Origin of the sequence: Sphaerisporangium krabiense, from assembly GCF_014200435.1 — a bacterium.
GTDB lineage: Bacteria > Actinomycetota > Actinomycetes > Streptosporangiales > Streptosporangiaceae > Sphaerisporangium > Sphaerisporangium krabiense.
In genome coordinates this window covers 2,955,463-2,973,110 of the sequence record NZ_JACHBR010000001.1, presented here as the reverse complement: position 1 = coordinate 2,973,110, position 17,648 = coordinate 2,955,463, and the positions used below count along the sequence as shown (strand labels likewise).

The following is a 17,648-nucleotide window of genomic DNA, read 5'->3' as shown; positions in this document are numbered from 1 at the left end:
GACCAGACGACCATGAAGCGCTACATCCTCACCGGCACCCCGGGCTCCGGCAAGACCACGATCCTGCGACGGCTGGCGACGCTGGGATACGCGACGGTCGAGGAGGCCGCCACAGCGATCATCGCGGCCGAACAGGCACACGGCGACGCCGAACCGTGGACCCGGCCGGCCTTCATCGAAAAGATCGTGGCCTTGCAACGCCGTCGACAAGAGGACTCGAACGCAACCGCCGCATCCATCCAGTTCTTCGACCGCTCCCCCATCTGCACCCACGCCCTCAGCACCTACGTCGGCCACCCGATCCCCCCGACCCTGTCCAGCGAGATCGACCGCATCACCCGAGAGCGGATCTACGCCCCCCACGTCTTCTTCATCCGCAACCTGGGCTTCTGCGAACCCACCAACGCCCGCCAGATCACCTTCGAAGACTCCCTGACCTTCGAACACCTCCACGAACAGACCTACCAAGCCTTCGGCTACAACCTCATCGACATCCCCGCCGGCCTCCTTCCAGACCGCATAACCACGATCCGAACCGCGATCTCTCGCCTCGCGAACACCTGAGACATGCCCCGGCTGCCTTCAGCGGAAATTAACCTGTCGTCCTGTTAGTCAGCTCGCACGAACGAGCGTCACCATTCGAGCTCAGGCACTCCCGTCTGTGTCCAGGATGCGAGTCACCCACTCGATAGAGCCTGTACGTAGCGCCTCTTCGGCAAGGCGCTTGGCGGATGGGGTTTTGAGAGCGGCCAGAGAGCTGTCGATCCAGGGTTGGGTGTTCTGATTTCCCTGTTCTCTGTACTCAATGGCCTGCATCAAACACTCAAGTTTGTCGGCGTCGCGTGCACAGATGGCCTCAATGCTCTCCTTCTCTTCGTATTCGCCGACCACCGCGCCGATGATCGCCCTCACCTGCTCCGGAACACCTCTCAACTGGTCTTCCGTGACCACTTCATTCGGTGTCGTCTTCAGGTAGCGCTTGCCGACGTAGGGAATGTCGGTAATCCGTGTCTCCTGAGTATCGTGCAGGAGACTCAGGAGTGCCGCACGTTCTACGTTGCCTCCTTCGAGAGCGGTGATGACCACCGCGATCATCGCGGCCCGAAAGGAGTGGTCAGCGATGCTCTCCGGATCTCGCACCCCGGCGACCAGCCACCCCGTGCGCTTGTAGCGCTTGAGCAGGCCGATTTCGTACAGGAAGCACATGAGCCTGGTCAGCTCGTCAGGCATACGCTCACCCTTCAGTTGCTATCGATCACGCGTAGCACGTACATGATCTCTGTAATCTCCCGTTGCGACTGCGGCGACACCACAGCTTCGTCCAGCACGCGACCGGCGGCTTGATTCAACTCGGTTGCGGCTTGGAGATCAAGTGTGGAGGGGCGAAGCATGATCAGTGCCCACAGTGTGTGGATGACTACGTCAACGTAGGGATTCTCAGAGTACAGCTTCCCGATCAAATGTCGCAGTAGCGTGACTCCGCGCCATGCGTTCAGACGCATCTCTACCATAAAAGTATCCGCCGGCTGCTGCTCGCCGACCTCGCCGAGCCAGTAAGCCCAGTAGTTCAGGTTCGCCGATTCACAGACGTCATCGGCCAGACGCGTGCGGATGAAATGCTGCAGAACCGTCCGATCTCCAAGCCTTGCCATGGTGTGAGCGCCGGAACGAACGACCGCCCAAGAGGGCGTCCAATCGCGTACGCGTGCAATCCTGCACTCCTCCGCACGTTGCATACCCGCAACCCACTCGGCGGTGTCACACCCATCATCGAAGGCGGCCACATAGTGCGCCTGACGACGTAGAAGCATCCCGCTTATCTTGTCGACATCAGCGAGCTCAGCCGCCATCTTGAGGCGCTCGAAAAACTGAGCTCGCTCATCCGAGGGAAGGAACGGTGCTACAGATACGGGGCCACGGCGACCAATACTTCTGATCCGCTCGGCTACAGGCATCGGAGCCGTCTTGGTGAATGGCCACGCGACAAGATCGGTAAATGGACGTGTGATCACCCAACAGGCCAGTGGATGCTTCTGGAGATCATCCTTCTTGGGCTCGACGCTGAGCACGTAACCGATGAGCCTGTCCGCTTCGAGCGCGTTGTCAAGTTCTGCCAGCAAACGGTAGCCAACGCCAAGCCGGAGAAGGGAATGCCGCAGCGAGAGATAGTTGCTCACAGATACCGCCATTAGCGGTCGGCGGCCGGACTCCCATCCCTGAATCTTGGTGACATCTATCATCAGCTGCTCAGCCAGACTTTCCTGAGTTAGTCCGATCGATTCACGGATGACCTTGAGCACGTAGCCGGAGATTCTTCCCTCGCGGCCGTGTTCGGCACTTCCCCGACTACTAGTGAGGGTTGTCCTGCCCTGTTGCGCCATGGAGCTGATCACCGCCGCCTGTACTCGTACCGCCGGTCAGTTCTGTAAGCCCGGTGCTGGTCCTAGCGTTTTGTCGGCATGCACCACCCAGACAGGCGGCAGCGGACGTTCCGACAATTGATCGCATCGAGATGGTACTTCGGAACCCACGATCACATGGGTCGTTATCGAAAGACAAATCGGACTTCCAAGGCAACTCTGTGCAATCTGTGTTGGGCCACGTAAGAGGTCGGCGCAAACGCCGGGTTGGACTTTGAACACACGCGGGAGATGTGGCTATGAGCAAGCCATGGATCGGAAGCCAGCAGACTGCTGGATACCTTCGGACCTGCGACTACGAAGATGCTTCGTCCCACACGCTCGACTGCCGGTGCTTTCGGCACCCGCCGCAAATTCGAGACGCGCCCCGCAGCCCGTACCGGCGAGAGAGTCAGCGGATGCCTCCCACCATCCCGCAAGCGCCGGAGCCGAGGCGGAGCGAGGCCGCGGCATGAGTCGCGACGTAGGACGGCATCGGATCGGCACACCGCCAGAGCCGGTGACGCCACGACGGTGGGACCTGTCCAAGAGGGCCGCCGCAGCAGAGCTGGATCGGTCAGAGCCGGCGTGGTTCGTGTTCTACGGGGTCGGGTCGCGGCAGTTCGTAGCGATCGGGACCTGGTGGTCTGCTGAGCCGGTGAGGGTGGAGGCGCGGACGGCCGAAGAGTTGCGTGAGCTCATGCATGAGGCCGAAAACGGTTCGGCGGCCTCGAGCGGATGGCCACGGGAGTGGGTCGCGTGAGCAACCCGGGCACCGATGGCCTGAGCGAGGACGGCCCCGACACCGACGAGTTCGGCACGAGCGGGGATGGCTCCAGCGAGAGAGGACTGGAACAGGTCGAGCGCGGTAACGAGTGGTCTGACCCCTACGGGCTGGGTCCTCGGGCGCGGATCTCGGTCGGGGGCTACTTTCCGGGCGCGGCGGGGTGGCGCTTTCGAGGGTGGGAAACAGCCGTTCTGGGCGAGTTTCAAGTCTCCGGGAGCGCGGGGGACGGTGGTGCTGAGCGGCAGTTGTACGCGGTGGCGTACGTGGTTCCGTCTCGGGTCGAGCATGCCGTGGCCTGGAGTGTGGCCGTGCCGCATGTCAATGCCGAAGCGGCATGCGGGGTCGAGGCGAGGGTCGCGGACATCTCCGGGTCTCGGGTGATCTGGACGCCGGGACCGATGATGTGCGACGGCTGCGCCGCCGTCGTCACTGGCCGTGCGAGGCCCGGAGAAGCGCGGTGACCATGAAGGCGACGGAGGGTAGTGCTGGACATGGGATCCATGTCCTTGAACCGCAGCCTGGCTGTGAGTCGATCGTCTGGCAGCCCGCCGTCGCGGCCGAGGACCGGCGCAGGGTTCTGCGATGGACCTGCGAGTGCAGGGACGAGGTGTATTACCTGATCGCGGCAGGCGGGCGCGGGTACGTCGAAAGGATCGGCCCTTGTGGGGTCAGAGTGCAGACGTCCCGGATGCGGTATGCGCCGATTGCGGACCTATGGGAACTGATCATTCTGGGGCGCGCCCGGTGATCGCCCTCCAGCCGCCCCGAGGGACCGGCTCGGATACCGAGATCTCAGGTACGGCCTGGAAGCCGCGAGTGCGAGTGGGCGGCAGCCCTTCGAGCAGGGGGAGGAGGGCGGAGCCTCTTAGGAAGACACAGCCCGAGCCGGAGGGCCCCCAGGGCCCGGAGGCGAGGACCGTTCTGGGACGTGCGCACATCCCCTCCCTTTCAGGGCGAATCGGCCTCGTTCCAGAAGGGTCACGTGAACGCGAGGCGACGAGGAAGCCAGGAGTTAGAGGGGGAGCCTTCCGACTGGGGGTGAGGGGGCGAAGCCTCCTAGGAAAACACAGCCCGAGCCGGAGGGCCCCCAGGGCCCGGAGGGGAGGACCTTTTCTCGGGCGGCGCGCTCCACTGGGTGGAATGGTGCCAGGGGCGAGGGTGAGGCTCTTTGGGCTGGGCTCGCCCCTGGCGGGGTGCTTTGGCTTCTGGGTCAGGAGCCGATCTTTTTGCCCTGCTTGTGCCAGGCGACGGCTACGGAGGGGCGGGGCTGGGTGGTGCCGCCGTCGGGCCAGTGGCTGGCGGGGTTGTCGGGGGTGGCGCCGGTGATCTCGCCGGGGTGTTGGACGGCGACGAAGACGCTCAGTTGGTCGGGGCTGATGAGGGGGCCGCAGGTCTCGGCGCCGTAGGGGACGGTGAGGAACTGGCGGACGTGGCCGCGCTCGGGGCCGGCGAGCGGGACGGCGAACAGGCCGTCGTTCTTGCCGAGGGCGTTGCCGTCCGTGGCGATCCACAGGTTGCCCTCGGCGTCGAAGGTGACGTTGTCGGGGCAGGAGATCGGGGAGACCTTCGTCTTGTCGTACCCGGCGAAGTACGTCCCGGGGTCGTTGGGGTCGCCGCAGACCAGGGGCAGGGCCCAGCGGAAGGTCCTGGCGCCCGCGTCGTTCCGGTCCTCGGCGATCTCCAGGATGTGGCCGTGGCGGTTGGAGGCGCGCGGGTTGGCCTCGTCGGCGTTGGCGGCGGTCCGGTTGGTGTTGTTGGTCAGGGCCGCGTAGATGGCGCCGTTGACGGGGTTGCGCTCGATGTCCTCGGGGCGGTCCATCTTGGTGGCGCCGGCCTTGTCGGCGGCGACGCGGGTGTAGACGAGGACCTCTTCGGCGGTCATGCCGTCCACGAAGGACTTCTTGCCGCTGACCAGGGGCACCCACTTGCCGGTGCCGTCGAAGCCGCCGTCGGCGGGGAGCTTGCCGGTGCCGTCGATCTCGGCGGCCGGGCTGTCGCCGGTGAACACGGCCACGTGCAGCGTGCCCTCGTCGAGAAGGTCGCGGTTGTGCCGGTCGAAGCCGGGGATGTAGCGGTCGTCCGACACGAACTTGTAGATGTACTCGAACCGCCCGTCGTCGCCCATGTAGACGGCGACCCGGCCGTCCCGGGTGAGGGTGGTGGTGGCGCCCTCGTGGGCGAAGCGGCCGAGCGCGGTGCGCTTGACGGGGCGCGCGTCGGGGTCGAACGGGTCGACTTCGACGACCCACCCGAACCGGTTGATCTCGTTGGGGTGCTTGGCGAGGTCGAAGCGCTCCTCGACGCGGTCGAAGCGCCGGTTGCCGGCGGGGATGGCGACGGTCGTGCTGACGCCGTAGCGCGTGAGGTAGGGCTTCTGGGCCTCGGGGACGCCGTTGCCGCCGACGAAGTACTGGTTCCAGTTCTCCTCGCCGGTGAGCACGGTGCGCCACGGGGTGGTGCCGCCCGCGCAGTTGTTGAGCGTGCCGTACGCGGTGACGCCGCGCGGGTCGGCGGCGGTGCGCAGCAGGGGCGAGCCGGCGGCCGGGCCGGAGATCCGGATCGGGGTCTGGGCGGTGACGCGCCGGTTGTAGCGGCGGCGGCCGCGGGTGACGAGCTTCCACTGCCCGGTGCGGCCCTCGCGCTCGATCTCGACGACGGACCCGCCGTGCGCGGCGAGGCCGATCTTGATCTGCTCCAGGGGGACGGTGTCGCCGCTGGTCCAGCCGCGGAACATGAGGTTCTCGTCGGTGTACTCGTGGTTGACCCACAGCAGGCCGCGCTCGCGGCCGAGCGGGAAGAAGGTGACGAAGTCGCAGTTGTAGCCGAACTGCCTGGCCTGCGCGGCCGCGGTCTGGTTGTCGAAGTCGAACGCCGGGGCGTCGGGGAGGACGGGGTCGCCCCAGCGGACGACGACCGCGGAGGCGTAGCCGTCGGCGACGGTGAGGGCGTCGGCGGAGTTGGGCGCGACGGGCGTGAACCGCAGGCCGCCCCTCTCGTGGCCCCCGCCGAAGGTCTGGGCGTCGGGGGCGGGGTCTCCGGGGTCGGCGAGGGCGGGGACGGCGGCCACGGCTCCGGTGACGCCGGCGGTCGCGACCAGGGCGCCGAGGGCGCCGGCCCGCAGCGCGCCCCTGCGCGACAGCACGTCGGTCAGGATGTCCTGGAAATAGGGATTCTCACTGCTGTTCGGCACTTCGTGCGCGCAGGCGTCGCCACACCGGAACCGGCATGTCATCGCGTCCCGCCCGCCCGTGCGGGGGACGGAGATCAACGGCAGCGTTCTGCGCGGCGAGGGATTCGCCACTGGACCCTCCAAGATCGTCCGACAGGTTCCTCGTCCGGACCGTACGGCCGCCACCACAACGAGAGGTGAACGACGCCTTCCCGCGGGATGAACGCGTCGCGGGCCGGGCGCCGGGCAGGATAGATGGCGTGCCCGCACGCAAGATCGACCCCGAACGCATCCGCGCCGCGCTGGACTCCCAGCTCGCCGAGCTGGGCGAGCACCCCTACGACGGCCCTCCCCAGGCCGCCCCCGACGCCGCCGTCCAGGTGATCCTCGGACTCTACGCGCGCGGGCTGCGCCCGGAGAAGGATCTCGCGCGACTCGCCGTACGGGCGTCGCTGGACCGGCTGGCCGACAAGGCGCCCGGGCGTACGGTCGAGGTGCGCGTGCCGCCGTACGCGGCGGTGCAGTGCGTGCCCGGCCCCCGGCATACGCGGGGCACTCCCCCGAACGTCGTCGAGACCGATCCCCGTACGTGGCTGGAGCTGGCGACGGGCCGTCTCACCTGGGACGACGCCATGGAGGCCGGGAAGATCAGCGCGAGCGGCACCCGCGCCGACCTGTCCGAGTACCTCCCCTTGTGACCCCGGTGCGCCCGCCCGGGCGGAGCCTCCCGGGGCGGACGGGCGGGGGTGGTTCACGGGGAGGGTGACCGGACGTTCACTCCGAGCTTGCGTTCCACGCACTGCTGGGCCTCGGCCTGTGTCGGCAGGCCGAAACACTCCTCGAAGTTGCTGTAGAACCAGGTGAACCCGATGATCGCCAGGACGATCGTCAACACCCCGAGGACGATGCCGGCGATGCCGCGCCCCCTGTTGGCGTTCCGCGCCACGGCGATGATGCCGAGGATGATGGCGACGATCGCCGTGAGCACGCCGAGGCCGCAGATGAGCAGCAGGAACAGGCTGACGATGCCGAGCACCAGCGCCGCGGTGCCGAGCCCGCCCCGGGCGCTCGGCGGCTGCCCGTAGCCGGCGCCGTAGGGGGGCGGGCCGTACGGAGGCGGCTGACCGCCGGGAGGGCCCTCCCCTGGGGGCGGCCAGCCGTACGGGGGTCCGCCGCCGGGCGTCTGACCATACGGGGGTCCACCGCCGGGCGTCTGGCCGTACGGGGGCCCGCCGCCGGGCGTCTGGCCGTACGGCTCACCGCCGGGCGGCCGCCCCTCCTGGCCGTGCGGGGGCTGGTCACTCGGGGGACGGCCGCCGGAGGTGGATCCGCCCCCGTCCTGGCGGCCTTGCGGGTCGTCCCACCCGCGGGAGTCGTTCGGATCGCCAGATGTCGTCACGGTCCGCTCTTTCGACCTGGGCATGCCTGATCACAAGCCTTCCCTGTGATCCTCGCCGCACGCGCGCCCGGCACGACCAAAGACACGGAAATTCGCCCCGCGACCGGCGGGAGCGCGCTTGCTGGGACGACCTTGGCGAACCCTGGCCACACCCGGATTACCGTGCAGGGAGAAGCCCAACTTAGACTGAAGCACGTGCTAAAGGGCGACGGCCGGCTCGGACATGACCTTGACCCTCAAGACCACGCACCGCGGGACGCCTGCGGAGTGTTCGGAGTGTGGGCCCCTGGGGAGGATGTCTCCAAGCTCACCTACTACGGGCTGTACGCGCTGCAGCACCGCGGACAGGAGTCCGCGGGCATCGCGGTCAGCGAAGGCAGCAGAATCCTCGTCTACAAGGACATGGGCCTGGTGGCCCAGGTCTTCGACGAGTCAGTGCTCGGCACGCTGCGCGGGCACCTGGCGATCGGGCACTGCCGTTACTCCACCACGGGGTCCAGTGTGTGGGAGAACGCGCAGCCGACGCTGAGCTCCAGTGACGGCGGCGGGCTGGCGCTCGCCCACAACGGCAACCTGATCAACACCCCGGAGCTGATGGCCCGCCTCCCCGCGGGCACCATCCGGGCGACCACCGACACCGAGGTGCTCACCTCCCTGCTCGCCCGCGACCCCGGCACGTCCATCGAGGACGCCGCGGCCGACCTGTTCCCCAAGGTCAAGGGCGCCTACTCCCTGGTCTTCATGGACGAGAAGACCTTGTACGCCGCCCGTGACCCGCAGGGCATCCGCCCGCTGGTCCTCGGCCGGCTGGAGCGGGGCTGGGTGGTGGCCTCCGAGACCGCGGCGCTGGACATCGTGGGCGCCACGTTCCTGCGCGAGATCGAACCGGGCGAGCTGCTCAGGATCGACGAGCGGGGCGTGCGTTCCCGCCGGTTCGCGCTGGCCGAGCCGAAGGGCTGCCTGTTCGAGTACGTCTACCTGGCCCGCCCCGACACCACGATCGCGGGGCGCGGCGTGCAGGCCACCCGGGTGGAGGTGGGCCGCAGGCTGGCCCGCGAACACCCGATCGAGGGCGACCTCGTGATCCCGACCCCGGAGTCCGGGACGCCCGCCGCGATCGGCTACGCCGAGGAGAGCGGCATCCCCTACGGCCAGGGGCTGGTCAAGAACTCCTACGTCGGCCGCACGTTCATCCAGCCGTCGCAGACGATCCGCCAGCTCGGCATCCGACTCAAGCTGAACCCGCTGCGCGAGGTGATCGCGGGCAAGCGCCTGATCGTCGTGGACGACTCGATCGTGCGCGGCAACACCCAGCGGGCGATCGTCAAGATGCTCCGCGAGGCCGGGGCGACCGAGGTGCACGTGCGCATCTCCTCGCCGCCGGTGTCGTGGCCGTGCTTCTACGGCATCGACTTCGCCACCAAGGCGGAGCTGATCGCCGGGTCGAAGGAGGTCGAAGAGATCCGCGAGTCCATCGGCGCCGACAGCCTCGGCTTCATCTCGCTGGAGGGGCTCACCGAGGCGACCACGCTGCCGGCCGACCGCCTGTGCCGGGCCTGTTTCAACGGCACGTATCCGATCCCGATCGACCGCGACAACGTGGGCAAGTTCGTCCTCGAGGCCAAGGCGTGACCGGCGGGAACGAGGCCTCCGGGGCGAGCTATGCCGCGGCGGGCGTCGACATCGAGGCGGGTGACCGCGCGGTCGCGCTGATGAAGGAGCGCGTGGCGCGGTCGCGGCGGCCCGAGGTGGTGGACGACGCCAGCGGGTTCGCGGGGCTGTTCGACGCCTCGGCCTTCCTGCGGTACAAGCGGCCGCTGCTCGCGACCTCGACCGACGGGGTGGGCACCAAGGTCATGCTGGCCCAGGCCGTCGGCAGGCACGACACGATCGGCATCGACCTGGTCGGCATGGTGGTCGACGACCTGGTGGTCTGCGGGGCCGAGCCGCTGTTCATGACGGACTACATCGCCTGCGGCAAGGTGGTCCCCGAGCGCGTCGCCGAGATCGTCGGCGGGGTGGCGGAGGGCTGCCGGCTGGCGGGGTGCGCGCTGGTGGGCGGCGAGACCGCCGAGCATCCGGGCGCCATGGGTCCCGACGAGTACGACCTCGCGGGCGCGGGCACCGGGGTCGTCGAGGCCTCCGAGCTGCTCGGGCCGGCCCGGGTGCGCGCCGGCGACGTCGTGCTCGGCCTGGCCTCGTCCGGGGTCCACTCCAACGGCTACTCGCTGGTACGGCACGTGCTGCGCACGGCGGGCCTGGCGCTGGACGTCTCGCTTCCCGAGCTCGGCCGCCGTCTCGGCGACGAGCTGCTGGAGCCGACGCGCATCTACTCGCTCGACTGCCTGGAGCTGACCCGCCGCGTGGAGGTCCACGCGTTCGCCCACATCACCGGGGGCGGGCTCGCGGCGAACCTGGCGCGCTCGCTGCCGGGCACGGTGGACGCCCTGCTCGACCGGGGGTCGTGGACGCCGCCGGCGATCTTCGAGGTGATCGCCGGGCACGGGCGGGTGCCCGCCGCCGAGATGGACCGCACGTTCAACCTCGGCGTGGGCATGTGCGCGATCGTGGCCGCGGAGGCGGCCGATCCGGCGCTGCGGCTCCTGCGCGAGCGCGGGCAGGACGCCTGGATTCTGGGCGAGATCGTGCCGGGTTCAGGGCAGGCCCGATTCACGAGCTGACGGGCACGGGCTCCGGCCGCCGGGCCGGTACGGAGCCCTGTGCCTCGCACCCGGTGCGAGTGCATGCTCCCGTGTCACATCGCCCGGCCTCCCCTCACCGCCCCGGCGTGGACGCCACGCCGGGGCCGTCGGCCTGCCCTCGGGAGCGCCGGACGCCTCAGGGCACGACGAAGAGCTCCTTGCCATCAGGGATGGCAAGGAGCTCTTCAGGCGCGCGAAGGAGGCACTCGGCAAGCCATCGCTTACCGGGTGCCTACCGGCGTCAACCCGAAAATCGCCTACCGGCGACGAGACCTGTCGTCCTCTTCGTCGTCGTCGATGTCGGCGTAATCGGCGTACCGATCGGCCAGTTCATCGTCGACGGCGTCCACATCGTGTCGGTTGGAGTCGTGATTGACTCCGAGCTCCTCGCGAAGACGGTCAAGATCGGTGCCGCCACTGTTGTACTTGAGCTGGCGAGCAACCTTCACCTGCTTGGCCTTGGCTCGGCCGCGCCCCATCGGCTCGACCCCCTCATGCGGGGTCGTGCCCGACCCCTCGTCGCTAACGCATCACGCGCTGATGCCGCCTGACTTCCGGCGTCAGCTCTCGTTCGCCTACAACCGTACCTGTTTTGCGCGCCTCTCGGTACGCCGTATGGGCGTCCACAGTCAGCGGCCCAGCCAAATACCCCTAAGCCGACCGACTTCCGACATTCTGCGCTCGGCCAGCCTATCGGCCGCCGCCGCTGGTGGAACACCTTCCTCTTCGGCGATCGAGAAGATCTTCAGCGTCGTGTCGAAGATCTGCGTCGCCTTTGCCCTGGCGCGGTCCATGTTGAAGCCCTCGATCTCGTCGGACACCTGGATCACGCCCCCGGAGTTGACTACGTAGTCCGGAGCGTAAAGGATGCCCCGCTCGTCGAGCTGCTTCTCCACGCCGGGATGGGCGAGTTGGTTGTTGGCCCCTCCGCAGACGATCTTCGCGCGGAGCGTCGTGACCGCCTCGTCGTCGAGCACGCCGCCCAGCGCGCACGGCGCGTACACGTCGATGTCCGCCCGCTTCATCGCCGCGGTGTCCGCCACGACCTCCACCCCCGGGTGGGCCTGGAGCACGCGCTCGACGGCCTCGGCGTTGACGTCGCAGATCACGACCTCGGCGCCGTCCGCCAGGAGGTGATCGACCAGCCGGTACCCGACCTTTCCGACACCTTCCACGCCCACGCGCCTGCCGCGCAGGGTCGGGGAGCCGTAGACGTGCCGGGCGGAGGCCCGCATGCCCTGGAAGACGCCGAAGGCGGTGCAGATCGAGGAGTCGCCGGCGCCGCCGTGCGCGGGGGTGCGCCCGGTCACGTAGGAGGTCTCCCTCGCGATGACGTCCATGTCCTCGCTGTAGGTGCCCACGTCGCAGGCGGTGTAGTACCGGCCGCCGAGGGACTGGATGAAGCGGCCGTAGGCGCGCAGGAGCGCCTCGCTCTTGTCCTTGGCCGGGTCCCCGATGATCACGGCTTTCCCGCCGCCGAGGTCCAGCCCGGCCAGCGCGTTCTTGTACGCCATCGCCCGCGAGAGGTTGAGCACGTCGGCGAGGGCCGTCTGCTCGTTCTCGTAGGGGTAGAAGCGGGTGCCCCCGAGCCCGGGGCCGAGGGCGGTGTTGTAGATGGCGATGATCGCGCGCAGGCCGCTGCGCTCGTCGGAGCAGAATACGACCTGCTCGTGTCTCGCCTGTCCGATCGAGGGGCCCGTGTCCTGGTGGGACGGCCCGAAGACGTCGGTCACGGTGGTGACTCCCGGTCCATTTCGTCCGCCGCCTCATCGCGGCGAATCCTGGAAAACCACCATATCCAGCTGACCACGCCAGGACCATGATCGTCCACGCGTTGGACCCCATATCCCATCCATCGGGCGGTGCGGGGCCGTCCGCGGGCACGGCCCCGCACGCTCAGGAACGGGCCGCCGCGCCATTGAACGTGGTGATCCCGGCGCGCTCGCGTCGGCTCGCCGCTCCATGGCACCATTCGAGATGTGCTGCCCTACGCCGCCTATCTCCGCGTCTACGAGCCGTTGTCCGCGTTCACCGAACGTGAGCGCACCTTCTGGGCGGCGTACGCCGACAGCAAGGACCGTCCGCGCCGCGCCTTCGCCTTGGAGGCCGAGCACGCGGAGGCCGTCAGGCGGCTTCTCGGCGTGCCCCCGATGCCGGCGCCCGGCGCCGAGAGCGCCAACGCCTACCTGCGGCGCATCGAGGAGACCCTGTACGTCTGCCCGTGGGAGAGCAGGCTCAGGTCCTGGCTGGCCTTCGCCCGGTTCCGGGGCGCCACGCCGCTGAAGCTGGCCGATCGTTTCGTGCCGCGCGCGATCGCCGAGCAGACGGCCGACGACTTCGACCGCTTCAAGCAGAAGGGCGGCGCCGCGTCGCTGCGCACCCACATCCGCACGAGCACGTGGCACGTCCCGACGTCGTGGTTCGTGCCGTTCGACTCGGCGGAGCGGTGGCTCGTCCTCGGTCACCGTGAGGAGCCGGCGGCCGAGCCGTCCGCGCCCACCACGACGGCCCCGGCGCGCAACCTGCTGTACGTGACGTCGATGGCGCAGGCCAGGCGCAGGGTCGCGCGTGCGCTCGCCGTGATCCGCAGGCACGCGGGCGAGGTCGGCGCGCTGGCCGAGGTGGAGGAAGTGGGGCGCTGGCTGGAGGAGTTCCACCCGCACTCGCTGGTCGAGCTGGACTACGGCGGCCTGGTCCACGTCATGGACGACGCCACGCTGCAGGCCGACCAGTCCGCGGCCGAGCTGGCGGCCGCGCTGACCGGGTTGGACACGGGTCAAGAAGAACTGGCCTACGCCATGTATCAGCGCGTGATCGTGCGCTGGAAGTCAATACAAGCCCTCGAATCGGCGAACTGAACCGCAAATCATGCACGTGACCTGCAAAAGTAGGTAACGGGAGTCACCAGCTCGCTTCTGCGAACTGAGTAGTTTGCCGTTTTCACTGCGATACCACGAAACGTGTCGCTAGAATCACCGAGCGTGACATCAACCCGTGGACAAGGCGTTGTACTTTGAGGGCTCGCCAATCGCTCTACGTGGCTGTATGGTCACATCGGGTGATACCGCATACGGTCCAGAAAAATCCGTACGAACTGGATCATTGCGGGACATCCGTGACAAGCGCCAACACAAGTCGCAGGATCGCTGTCGCCGGTCCACGGAGGAGAGGCCGCACAAATGTCAGCTCGTACACCCGAGGCCGAGCCACTGCTCACCCCGGCGGAGGTCGCCACCATGTTCCGCGTCGACCCCAAGACCGTTACTCGGTGGGCGAAGGCGGGCAAGTTGACGTCCATCCGCACCCTTGGCGGTCACCGGCGGTACCGGGAGACCGAGGTCCGTGCGCTGCTCGCGGGCATCCCGCAGCAGCGTTCGGAGTGACGCGGGAACCGTCAAGGACCTAGGGGGGAGAACCGGCGCGCTCGCGTCCCGTATGTGAGCGCGTCCACCACACCCATGGCCGCGTGGGGGCGTCCCGGGGATGACGGAGGGCAACGTCCCGCCGTACGTCCAAGGGTCGCGGACATCGCCAACGCCGCGAACGTCGCGACAAGGTCATGGGGATTGGCGTGGGAGGCGCCGCCCGCCCGGCGCCGGCCCACAGAAGCCATGCGGACAGTCCCGGTGGATAACGGATCTAGGGCCTCCACCGCACGGTGGCCCTATCCGCCGCCCGGGGCGGCGTGCCGCGGATGTCCACCCGCGGCCGGACCGGCCGCGGCGGTACGAAGACGTCACCACCACGCCACACCTCGCGGGAAAGCGTCACGGATCGCCTTCCGGAGGCGGCGTCACGGCGGGTGACCCTCGCGGCGGTCACCGTCCGAAGTCGGCGACCAGCCCCTCGACACGCCCGTCATGGCGGGCCGCCACGCCGAGCAGGGCCACCATCTGTTCCACCAGCAGGCGCTCCAGCACCCCGCGGTCCACGTCGCGGCTCTCCAGCCAGTCCAGGCCCGCCGTCTCGACGCACGCGATCCAGGACCTCAGCGTGACACGCAGCGCCGGGCTCGGGTCGTCGACGCGCATCCGCCCCATGATCATCTTGACGAGGCGCCGCCGGACGCCCTCGATGATCTCTCCGACCTCGCCGGCGCGGTTGGCCGGGCCGCCGCGCAGCAGGGCCGCGAACCCCGCCGCGTGGTCCTCCACGAAGTCGAAGTACCGGGCGAGGCCCGCCCGCAGCTCCTCGATCACCGCGCCGTCCCCGGACGGACGGAGCCGCGCCTCCAGCTCCACCGCCGCGCTGCGCAGGGCGGCGACGTACAGCTCCTGCTTTCCCCCGAAGTAGTGGTACACCAGCGCCCGGGACGCGCCCGCCGCCGCGGCGACGTCGTCGATCGAGACGTCCTCGGCGTCGTACTTGCTGAAGAGTTCCAGCGCCGCGGCCAACAACTCCTCGCGACGGCGGTCCACGCTCAGCCGGCGACGTGCCCGGCGCGTGCCACCCCTACCCGAATCTTCGCGCTCACCTGGGGCCCTTGATGTCGCACCCACAATCCGCACACTATCTGAGGGCGTGCCCAATAAGGGCGGCCCCGAGGACCATCCAGCGAGGCGCACAAACACCCGTACCCTTCGCGCGACTCGATCGTTTGGTCTGACAGGTGCACATCCACTCAGCGTGGGGAGAACCATGTCAGGACCGTCCATCCAGACGACCGCCCGGTACCGATCCGAGGTCGGCCCGGCCGAGCACGTGCTCGGCGACGCGCACGGACCGCGTCCCCGGCCGACGATTCGGAACGTTGCAGAACGCGCGGGCGTCTCAAAGTCGCTGGTGTCCTTGGTGCTGCGAGGGTCCCCGCACGTCAGCGAACACCGCCGCGAAGCGGTGCTCCAGGCGGCGAGGGAGCTCGGCTACCGGCCCAACGCGGTGGCGCGCAGCCTGGTCGAAGGCCGCACCCACCTGGTCGGGGCGCTGGTCGCCGACCTGCACAACCCTTTCTACGCCGAGTTCCTGGACGGACTCCAGGAGAGCCTGCACGGTGACGGGCTGCGGCTGCTGATCGGGAGCGGGCGCTGGGACCCCGCGTTCGAGGAGGAGGCCGTCGAGGCCTTCCTGGAGCTCCGGGTCGACGGCCTCGTGCTGCTCGGCGTGGCCCCCTCCAGCGAGACGCTGGCCGAGGCCGCCGCCTACACCCCCACGGTGGTGGTCGGGGAGCGCGACGTCGAGCTGGAGAGCGTGGACATCGTCGTGGACGACGACCAGCTCGGCGCCAGGCTCGCGGTCGACCACCTGGTCGAGCTCGGGCACCGGCGCATCGCCCACATCGAGGGCACGCCCTCGTCCTCGGCGCGGTTCCGCTGCGACGGATACCTGATGGCGATGCGCAGGCACGGGCTGGCGCCGCACATCATGGTCGAGCACGGCGACTTCACCGAAGAAGGCGGCAGGCGGGCGGCACGCGCGCTGTTGGAACGTGACCCCCGGCCCACGGCGATCTTCGCGGCCAACGACGTCGTCGCCCTCGGGGTGCTCGTGGCGGCGAGCGAGCTCGGACTGCGCGTCCCCGAGGACCTGTCGGTGGTGGGGTACGACAACACGCACCTTGCCGCCGTCCACCACATCTCGCTGACCAGCCTCGACCAGCCCCGCAGGGCCATGGGGCGGTCGGCGGCGGCGCTGCTGAGCGACCGCATCGGCGACCCCGCGAAGGTGGGCAGATTACGGCAGGTCACACCAAAGCTGGTCGTGCGGCACAGCACCGGCCCGGCTCCAAGTGATCCCCAAGGGTAGGTCAACATGCACGGGATCGGCGCCGCGCCCGTGTTGACTCGTGCCATGGCGCCGGCCCTCCGGCGTGCCGGACCTTAGCCGGGACGCTCGCTTGTCGTGGGGGCGGCGGGCGGGCAGGCGATGCCCGCCGGGCCAGGCGGCCGGTGCCTGACCTGGGGGTTGGACATGCGTGATCCGGAACTGGTGTCGTGCGCCCAGCGCGCCGCGGCCGAGCTCGAACGTGCCTGGGCGCACTGGCGGGCCACCCGCGGCAAGGACGACGAGGGGACCACCGAGTCCGTCGCCAGCTATGTCGCCCACTCGATCGACCATCCCTGGGGACGCCCCCGCGTCGTCCTCGGCCTGGACGCCGAGGACGCCCGCGAGCTGGCCGCCCTGCTCCAGCGGCAGGATCTCGGCGAGCCCGCCTGGTGATCTTCCGGGGCCGGTCGTGGACCGGTCCCGCGACCCCTTCGCGCCTGTGGACGACTTCCCGGGGCTCTCGCTTTCTGTGGACAACGGCCGGGTCACCTCTCCGGTACACGTAGGTTGAAAGCCGAGACGTCGTCTGCGAAGGGGATCAACGTGACCAGTCGAGCACTGGCCGCCGGGCTCCTGGCCTTGTGCGGGCTGGGCGCCACGGCCTGCGGGGCCGTCTCCGCCTCCGGGGCCCAAGGCGCCGCCTCCCCGCGTGCCGCCGACGCCAAGAGCGGCGTGCCCGAGCGCGCCCCCTCGACCGAGGTCCGCGCGGCCGCCGCCGCCAGTCCCACCCCGGCCGAGCCGCTCGCCGGCAAGGTCATCGTGATCGACCCCGGCCACAACGGCGGCAACTACCGCCACCCCGAGGTCGTCAACAAGAAGGTGAACGTCCTCACCGAGTGGAAGCCCTGCGACACCACGGGCACCGCGACCAACGACGGCTACTCCGAGGCCGCGTTCACCTGGGACGTCGCCAACCGCATGGTCAAGCTGCTGAAGGCCAAGGGCGCGACGGTCAAGCTGACCCGCGCCGACAACTCCGGCGTCGGCCCGTGCATCACCCAGCGCGCCGCCATCGGCAACAAGGCGCACGCCAACGCGGCGATCTCCGTCCACGCCGACGGCGCCCCGGCCTCGGCCAGGGGCTTTCACGTGATCATGCCGAAGAAGATCGGCGGCCCGGTCGACCCGGTGGTGGGCAAGTCCGCCAAGCTCGGGCTCGCGCTGCGGGACGCCTACAAGTCCGGCACCGGCATCCCGTACTCGACCTACATCGGGAAGGACGCGCTCGACTACCGCAGCGACCTCGGCGGCCTGAACCTGTCGACCGTGCCCAAGGTCTTCATCGAGACCGGGAACATGCGCAACCCGCGCGACGCCGCCAAGCTGAAGGACCCGTCCTTCCGCCAGCGCATCGCCGCCTCCCTGGTCGAGGGGCTGGAGAACTACCTGACCTGACCGACCGGCGTCGCGCCAGCGGGCCGGACTTCGG

At 69.1% G+C, this 17,648-nt stretch carries 17 protein-coding genes; 10 read left to right on the top strand and 7 right to left on the bottom strand.

All coding sequences use genetic code 11. From position 1 onward, the window contains the following. Nucleotides 1–12: 12 nt before the first annotated feature. Nucleotides 13–564 (top strand): AAA family ATPase, encoded by a 552-nt coding sequence (locus tag BJ981_RS13315; RefSeq protein ID WP_184611277.1) that lies wholly within the window; start codon nt 13–15, stop codon nt 562–564. A gap of 81 nt (nt 565–645) precedes the next feature. Here the strand turns inward: BJ981_RS13315 and BJ981_RS13310 are convergent, their stop codons facing one another. Both BJ981_RS13310 and BJ981_RS13305 read right to left on the bottom strand, forming a co-directional pair. Next, nucleotides 646–1,230, bottom strand: coding sequence for an HD domain-containing protein (locus BJ981_RS13310; protein ID WP_184611276.1), 585 nt, complete (start codon nt 1,228–1,230; stop codon nt 646–648). 11 nt (nt 1,231–1,241) lie between these two features. After that, nucleotides 1,242–2,300 (bottom strand): helix-turn-helix domain-containing protein, encoded by a 1,059-nt coding sequence (locus BJ981_RS13305; RefSeq protein ID WP_239139735.1) that lies wholly within the window; start codon nt 2,298–2,300, stop codon nt 1,242–1,244. A gap of 858 nt (nt 2,301–3,158) precedes the next feature. Between BJ981_RS13305 and BJ981_RS13300 the strand changes: the two genes are divergently transcribed. Further along, nucleotides 3,159–3,647, top strand: coding sequence for a hypothetical protein (locus BJ981_RS13300; protein WP_184611274.1), 489 nt, complete (start codon nt 3,159–3,161; stop codon nt 3,645–3,647). 749 nt (nt 3,648–4,396) lie between these two features. On the opposite strand, the gene BJ981_RS13295 is transcribed toward BJ981_RS13300, so the two are convergent. After that, on the bottom strand, nt 4,397–6,487 hold the full coding sequence (locus BJ981_RS13295; protein WP_204070712.1) for a PhoX family protein: 2,091 nt from the start codon (nt 6,485–6,487) through the stop codon (nt 4,397–4,399). Nucleotides 6,488–6,615: 128 nt separating this feature from the next. On the opposite strand from BJ981_RS13295, the gene BJ981_RS38085 reads away from it, so the two are divergent. Then, nucleotides 6,616–7,053, top strand: coding sequence for a sterol carrier family protein (locus BJ981_RS38085; protein WP_239139734.1), 438 nt, complete (start codon nt 6,616–6,618; stop codon nt 7,051–7,053). 53 nt (nt 7,054–7,106) lie between these two features. On the opposite strand, the gene BJ981_RS13285 is transcribed toward BJ981_RS38085, so the two are convergent. Beyond that, nucleotides 7,107–7,754: a DUF4190 domain-containing protein gene (locus tag BJ981_RS13285; RefSeq protein WP_184611268.1), complete on the bottom strand. Its 648-nt coding sequence runs from the start codon at nt 7,752–7,754 to the stop codon at nt 7,107–7,109. Between the two features lie 195 nt (nt 7,755–7,949). On the opposite strand from BJ981_RS13285, the gene purF reads away from it, so the two are divergent. Further along, a complete protein-coding gene (gene purF / locus BJ981_RS13280; protein WP_184611267.1) occupies nt 7,950–9,386 on the top strand; it encodes an amidophosphoribosyltransferase in 1,437 nt (478 codons plus the stop codon). Then, nucleotides 9,383–10,435 (top strand): phosphoribosylformylglycinamidine cyclo-ligase, encoded by a 1,053-nt coding sequence (gene purM, locus BJ981_RS13275; RefSeq protein ID WP_184611265.1) that lies wholly within the window; start codon nt 9,383–9,385, stop codon nt 10,433–10,435. Before purF ends, purM begins: the two co-directional genes overlap by 4 nt. A 278-nt stretch (nt 10,436–10,713) precedes the next feature. Here the strand turns inward: purM and BJ981_RS13270 are convergent, their stop codons facing one another. Both BJ981_RS13270 and BJ981_RS13265 read right to left on the bottom strand, forming a co-directional pair. After that, nucleotides 10,714–10,935 (bottom strand): DUF3073 domain-containing protein, encoded by a 222-nt coding sequence (locus BJ981_RS13270; protein ID WP_184611263.1) that lies wholly within the window; start codon nt 10,933–10,935, stop codon nt 10,714–10,716. Between the two features lie 150 nt (nt 10,936–11,085). Beyond that, nucleotides 11,086–12,189 (bottom strand): Leu/Phe/Val dehydrogenase, encoded by a 1,104-nt coding sequence (locus tag BJ981_RS13265; protein WP_184611261.1) that lies wholly within the window; start codon nt 12,187–12,189, stop codon nt 11,086–11,088. A gap of 246 nt (nt 12,190–12,435) precedes the next feature. On the opposite strand from BJ981_RS13265, the gene BJ981_RS13260 reads away from it, so the two are divergent. Beyond that, entirely contained in the window at nt 12,436–13,314 is an 879-nt protein-coding gene (locus tag BJ981_RS13260) for a DUF8083 family protein (protein WP_184611259.1), read from the top strand. A gap of 321 nt (nt 13,315–13,635) precedes the next feature. Beyond that, entirely contained in the window at nt 13,636–13,839 is a 204-nt protein-coding gene (gene bldC, locus BJ981_RS13255; RefSeq protein WP_013133571.1) for a developmental transcriptional regulator BldC, read from the top strand. A gap of 435 nt (nt 13,840–14,274) precedes the next feature. Here the strand turns inward: bldC and BJ981_RS13250 are convergent, their stop codons facing one another. Then, nucleotides 14,275–14,874, bottom strand: a complete 600-nt coding sequence (locus BJ981_RS13250; RefSeq protein WP_239139733.1) for a TetR/AcrR family transcriptional regulator — start codon at nt 14,872–14,874, stop codon at nt 14,275–14,277. A gap of 220 nt (nt 14,875–15,094) precedes the next feature. On the opposite strand from BJ981_RS13250, the gene BJ981_RS13245 reads away from it, so the two are divergent. From BJ981_RS13245 to BJ981_RS13235, 3 genes are all read left to right on the top strand, one after another. Further along, nucleotides 15,095–16,198, top strand: coding sequence for a LacI family DNA-binding transcriptional regulator (locus BJ981_RS13245; RefSeq protein ID WP_184611255.1), 1,104 nt, complete (start codon nt 15,095–15,097; stop codon nt 16,196–16,198). Between the two features lie 165 nt (nt 16,199–16,363). Next, nucleotides 16,364–16,612, top strand: coding sequence for a hypothetical protein (locus BJ981_RS13240; protein WP_184611253.1), 249 nt, complete (start codon nt 16,364–16,366; stop codon nt 16,610–16,612). A 150-nt stretch (nt 16,613–16,762) separates the two neighbouring features. Further along, on the top strand, nt 16,763–17,614 hold the full coding sequence (locus tag BJ981_RS13235) for an N-acetylmuramoyl-L-alanine amidase (RefSeq protein ID WP_184611251.1): 852 nt from the start codon (nt 16,763–16,765) through the stop codon (nt 17,612–17,614). Nucleotides 17,615–17,648 lie beyond the last annotated feature (34 nt).

What these genes read in the sequence shown, in the direction of transcription:
- BJ981_RS13240 (WP_184611253.1), top strand. Translation starts at nt 16,364, where the DNA reads ATGCGTGATCCGGAACTGGTGTCGTGCGCCCAGCGCGCCGCGGCCGAG.
- BJ981_RS13270 (WP_184611263.1), bottom strand. Translation starts at nt 10,935, where the DNA reads ATGGGGCGCGGCCGAGCCAAGGCCAAGCAGGTGAAGGTTGCTCGCCAG.
- BJ981_RS13315 (WP_184611277.1), top strand. Translation starts at nt 13, where the DNA reads ATGAAGCGCTACATCCTCACCGGCACCCCGGGCTCCGGCAAGACCACG.
- bldC (WP_013133571.1), top strand. Translation starts at nt 13,636, where the DNA reads ATGTCAGCTCGTACACCCGAGGCCGAGCCACTGCTCACCCCGGCGGAG.
- BJ981_RS13245 (WP_184611255.1), top strand. Translation starts at nt 15,095, where the DNA reads ATGTCAGGACCGTCCATCCAGACGACCGCCCGGTACCGATCCGAGGTC.
- BJ981_RS13310 (WP_184611276.1), bottom strand. Translation starts at nt 1,230, where the DNA reads ATGCCTGACGAGCTGACCAGGCTCATGTGCTTCCTGTACGAAATCGGC.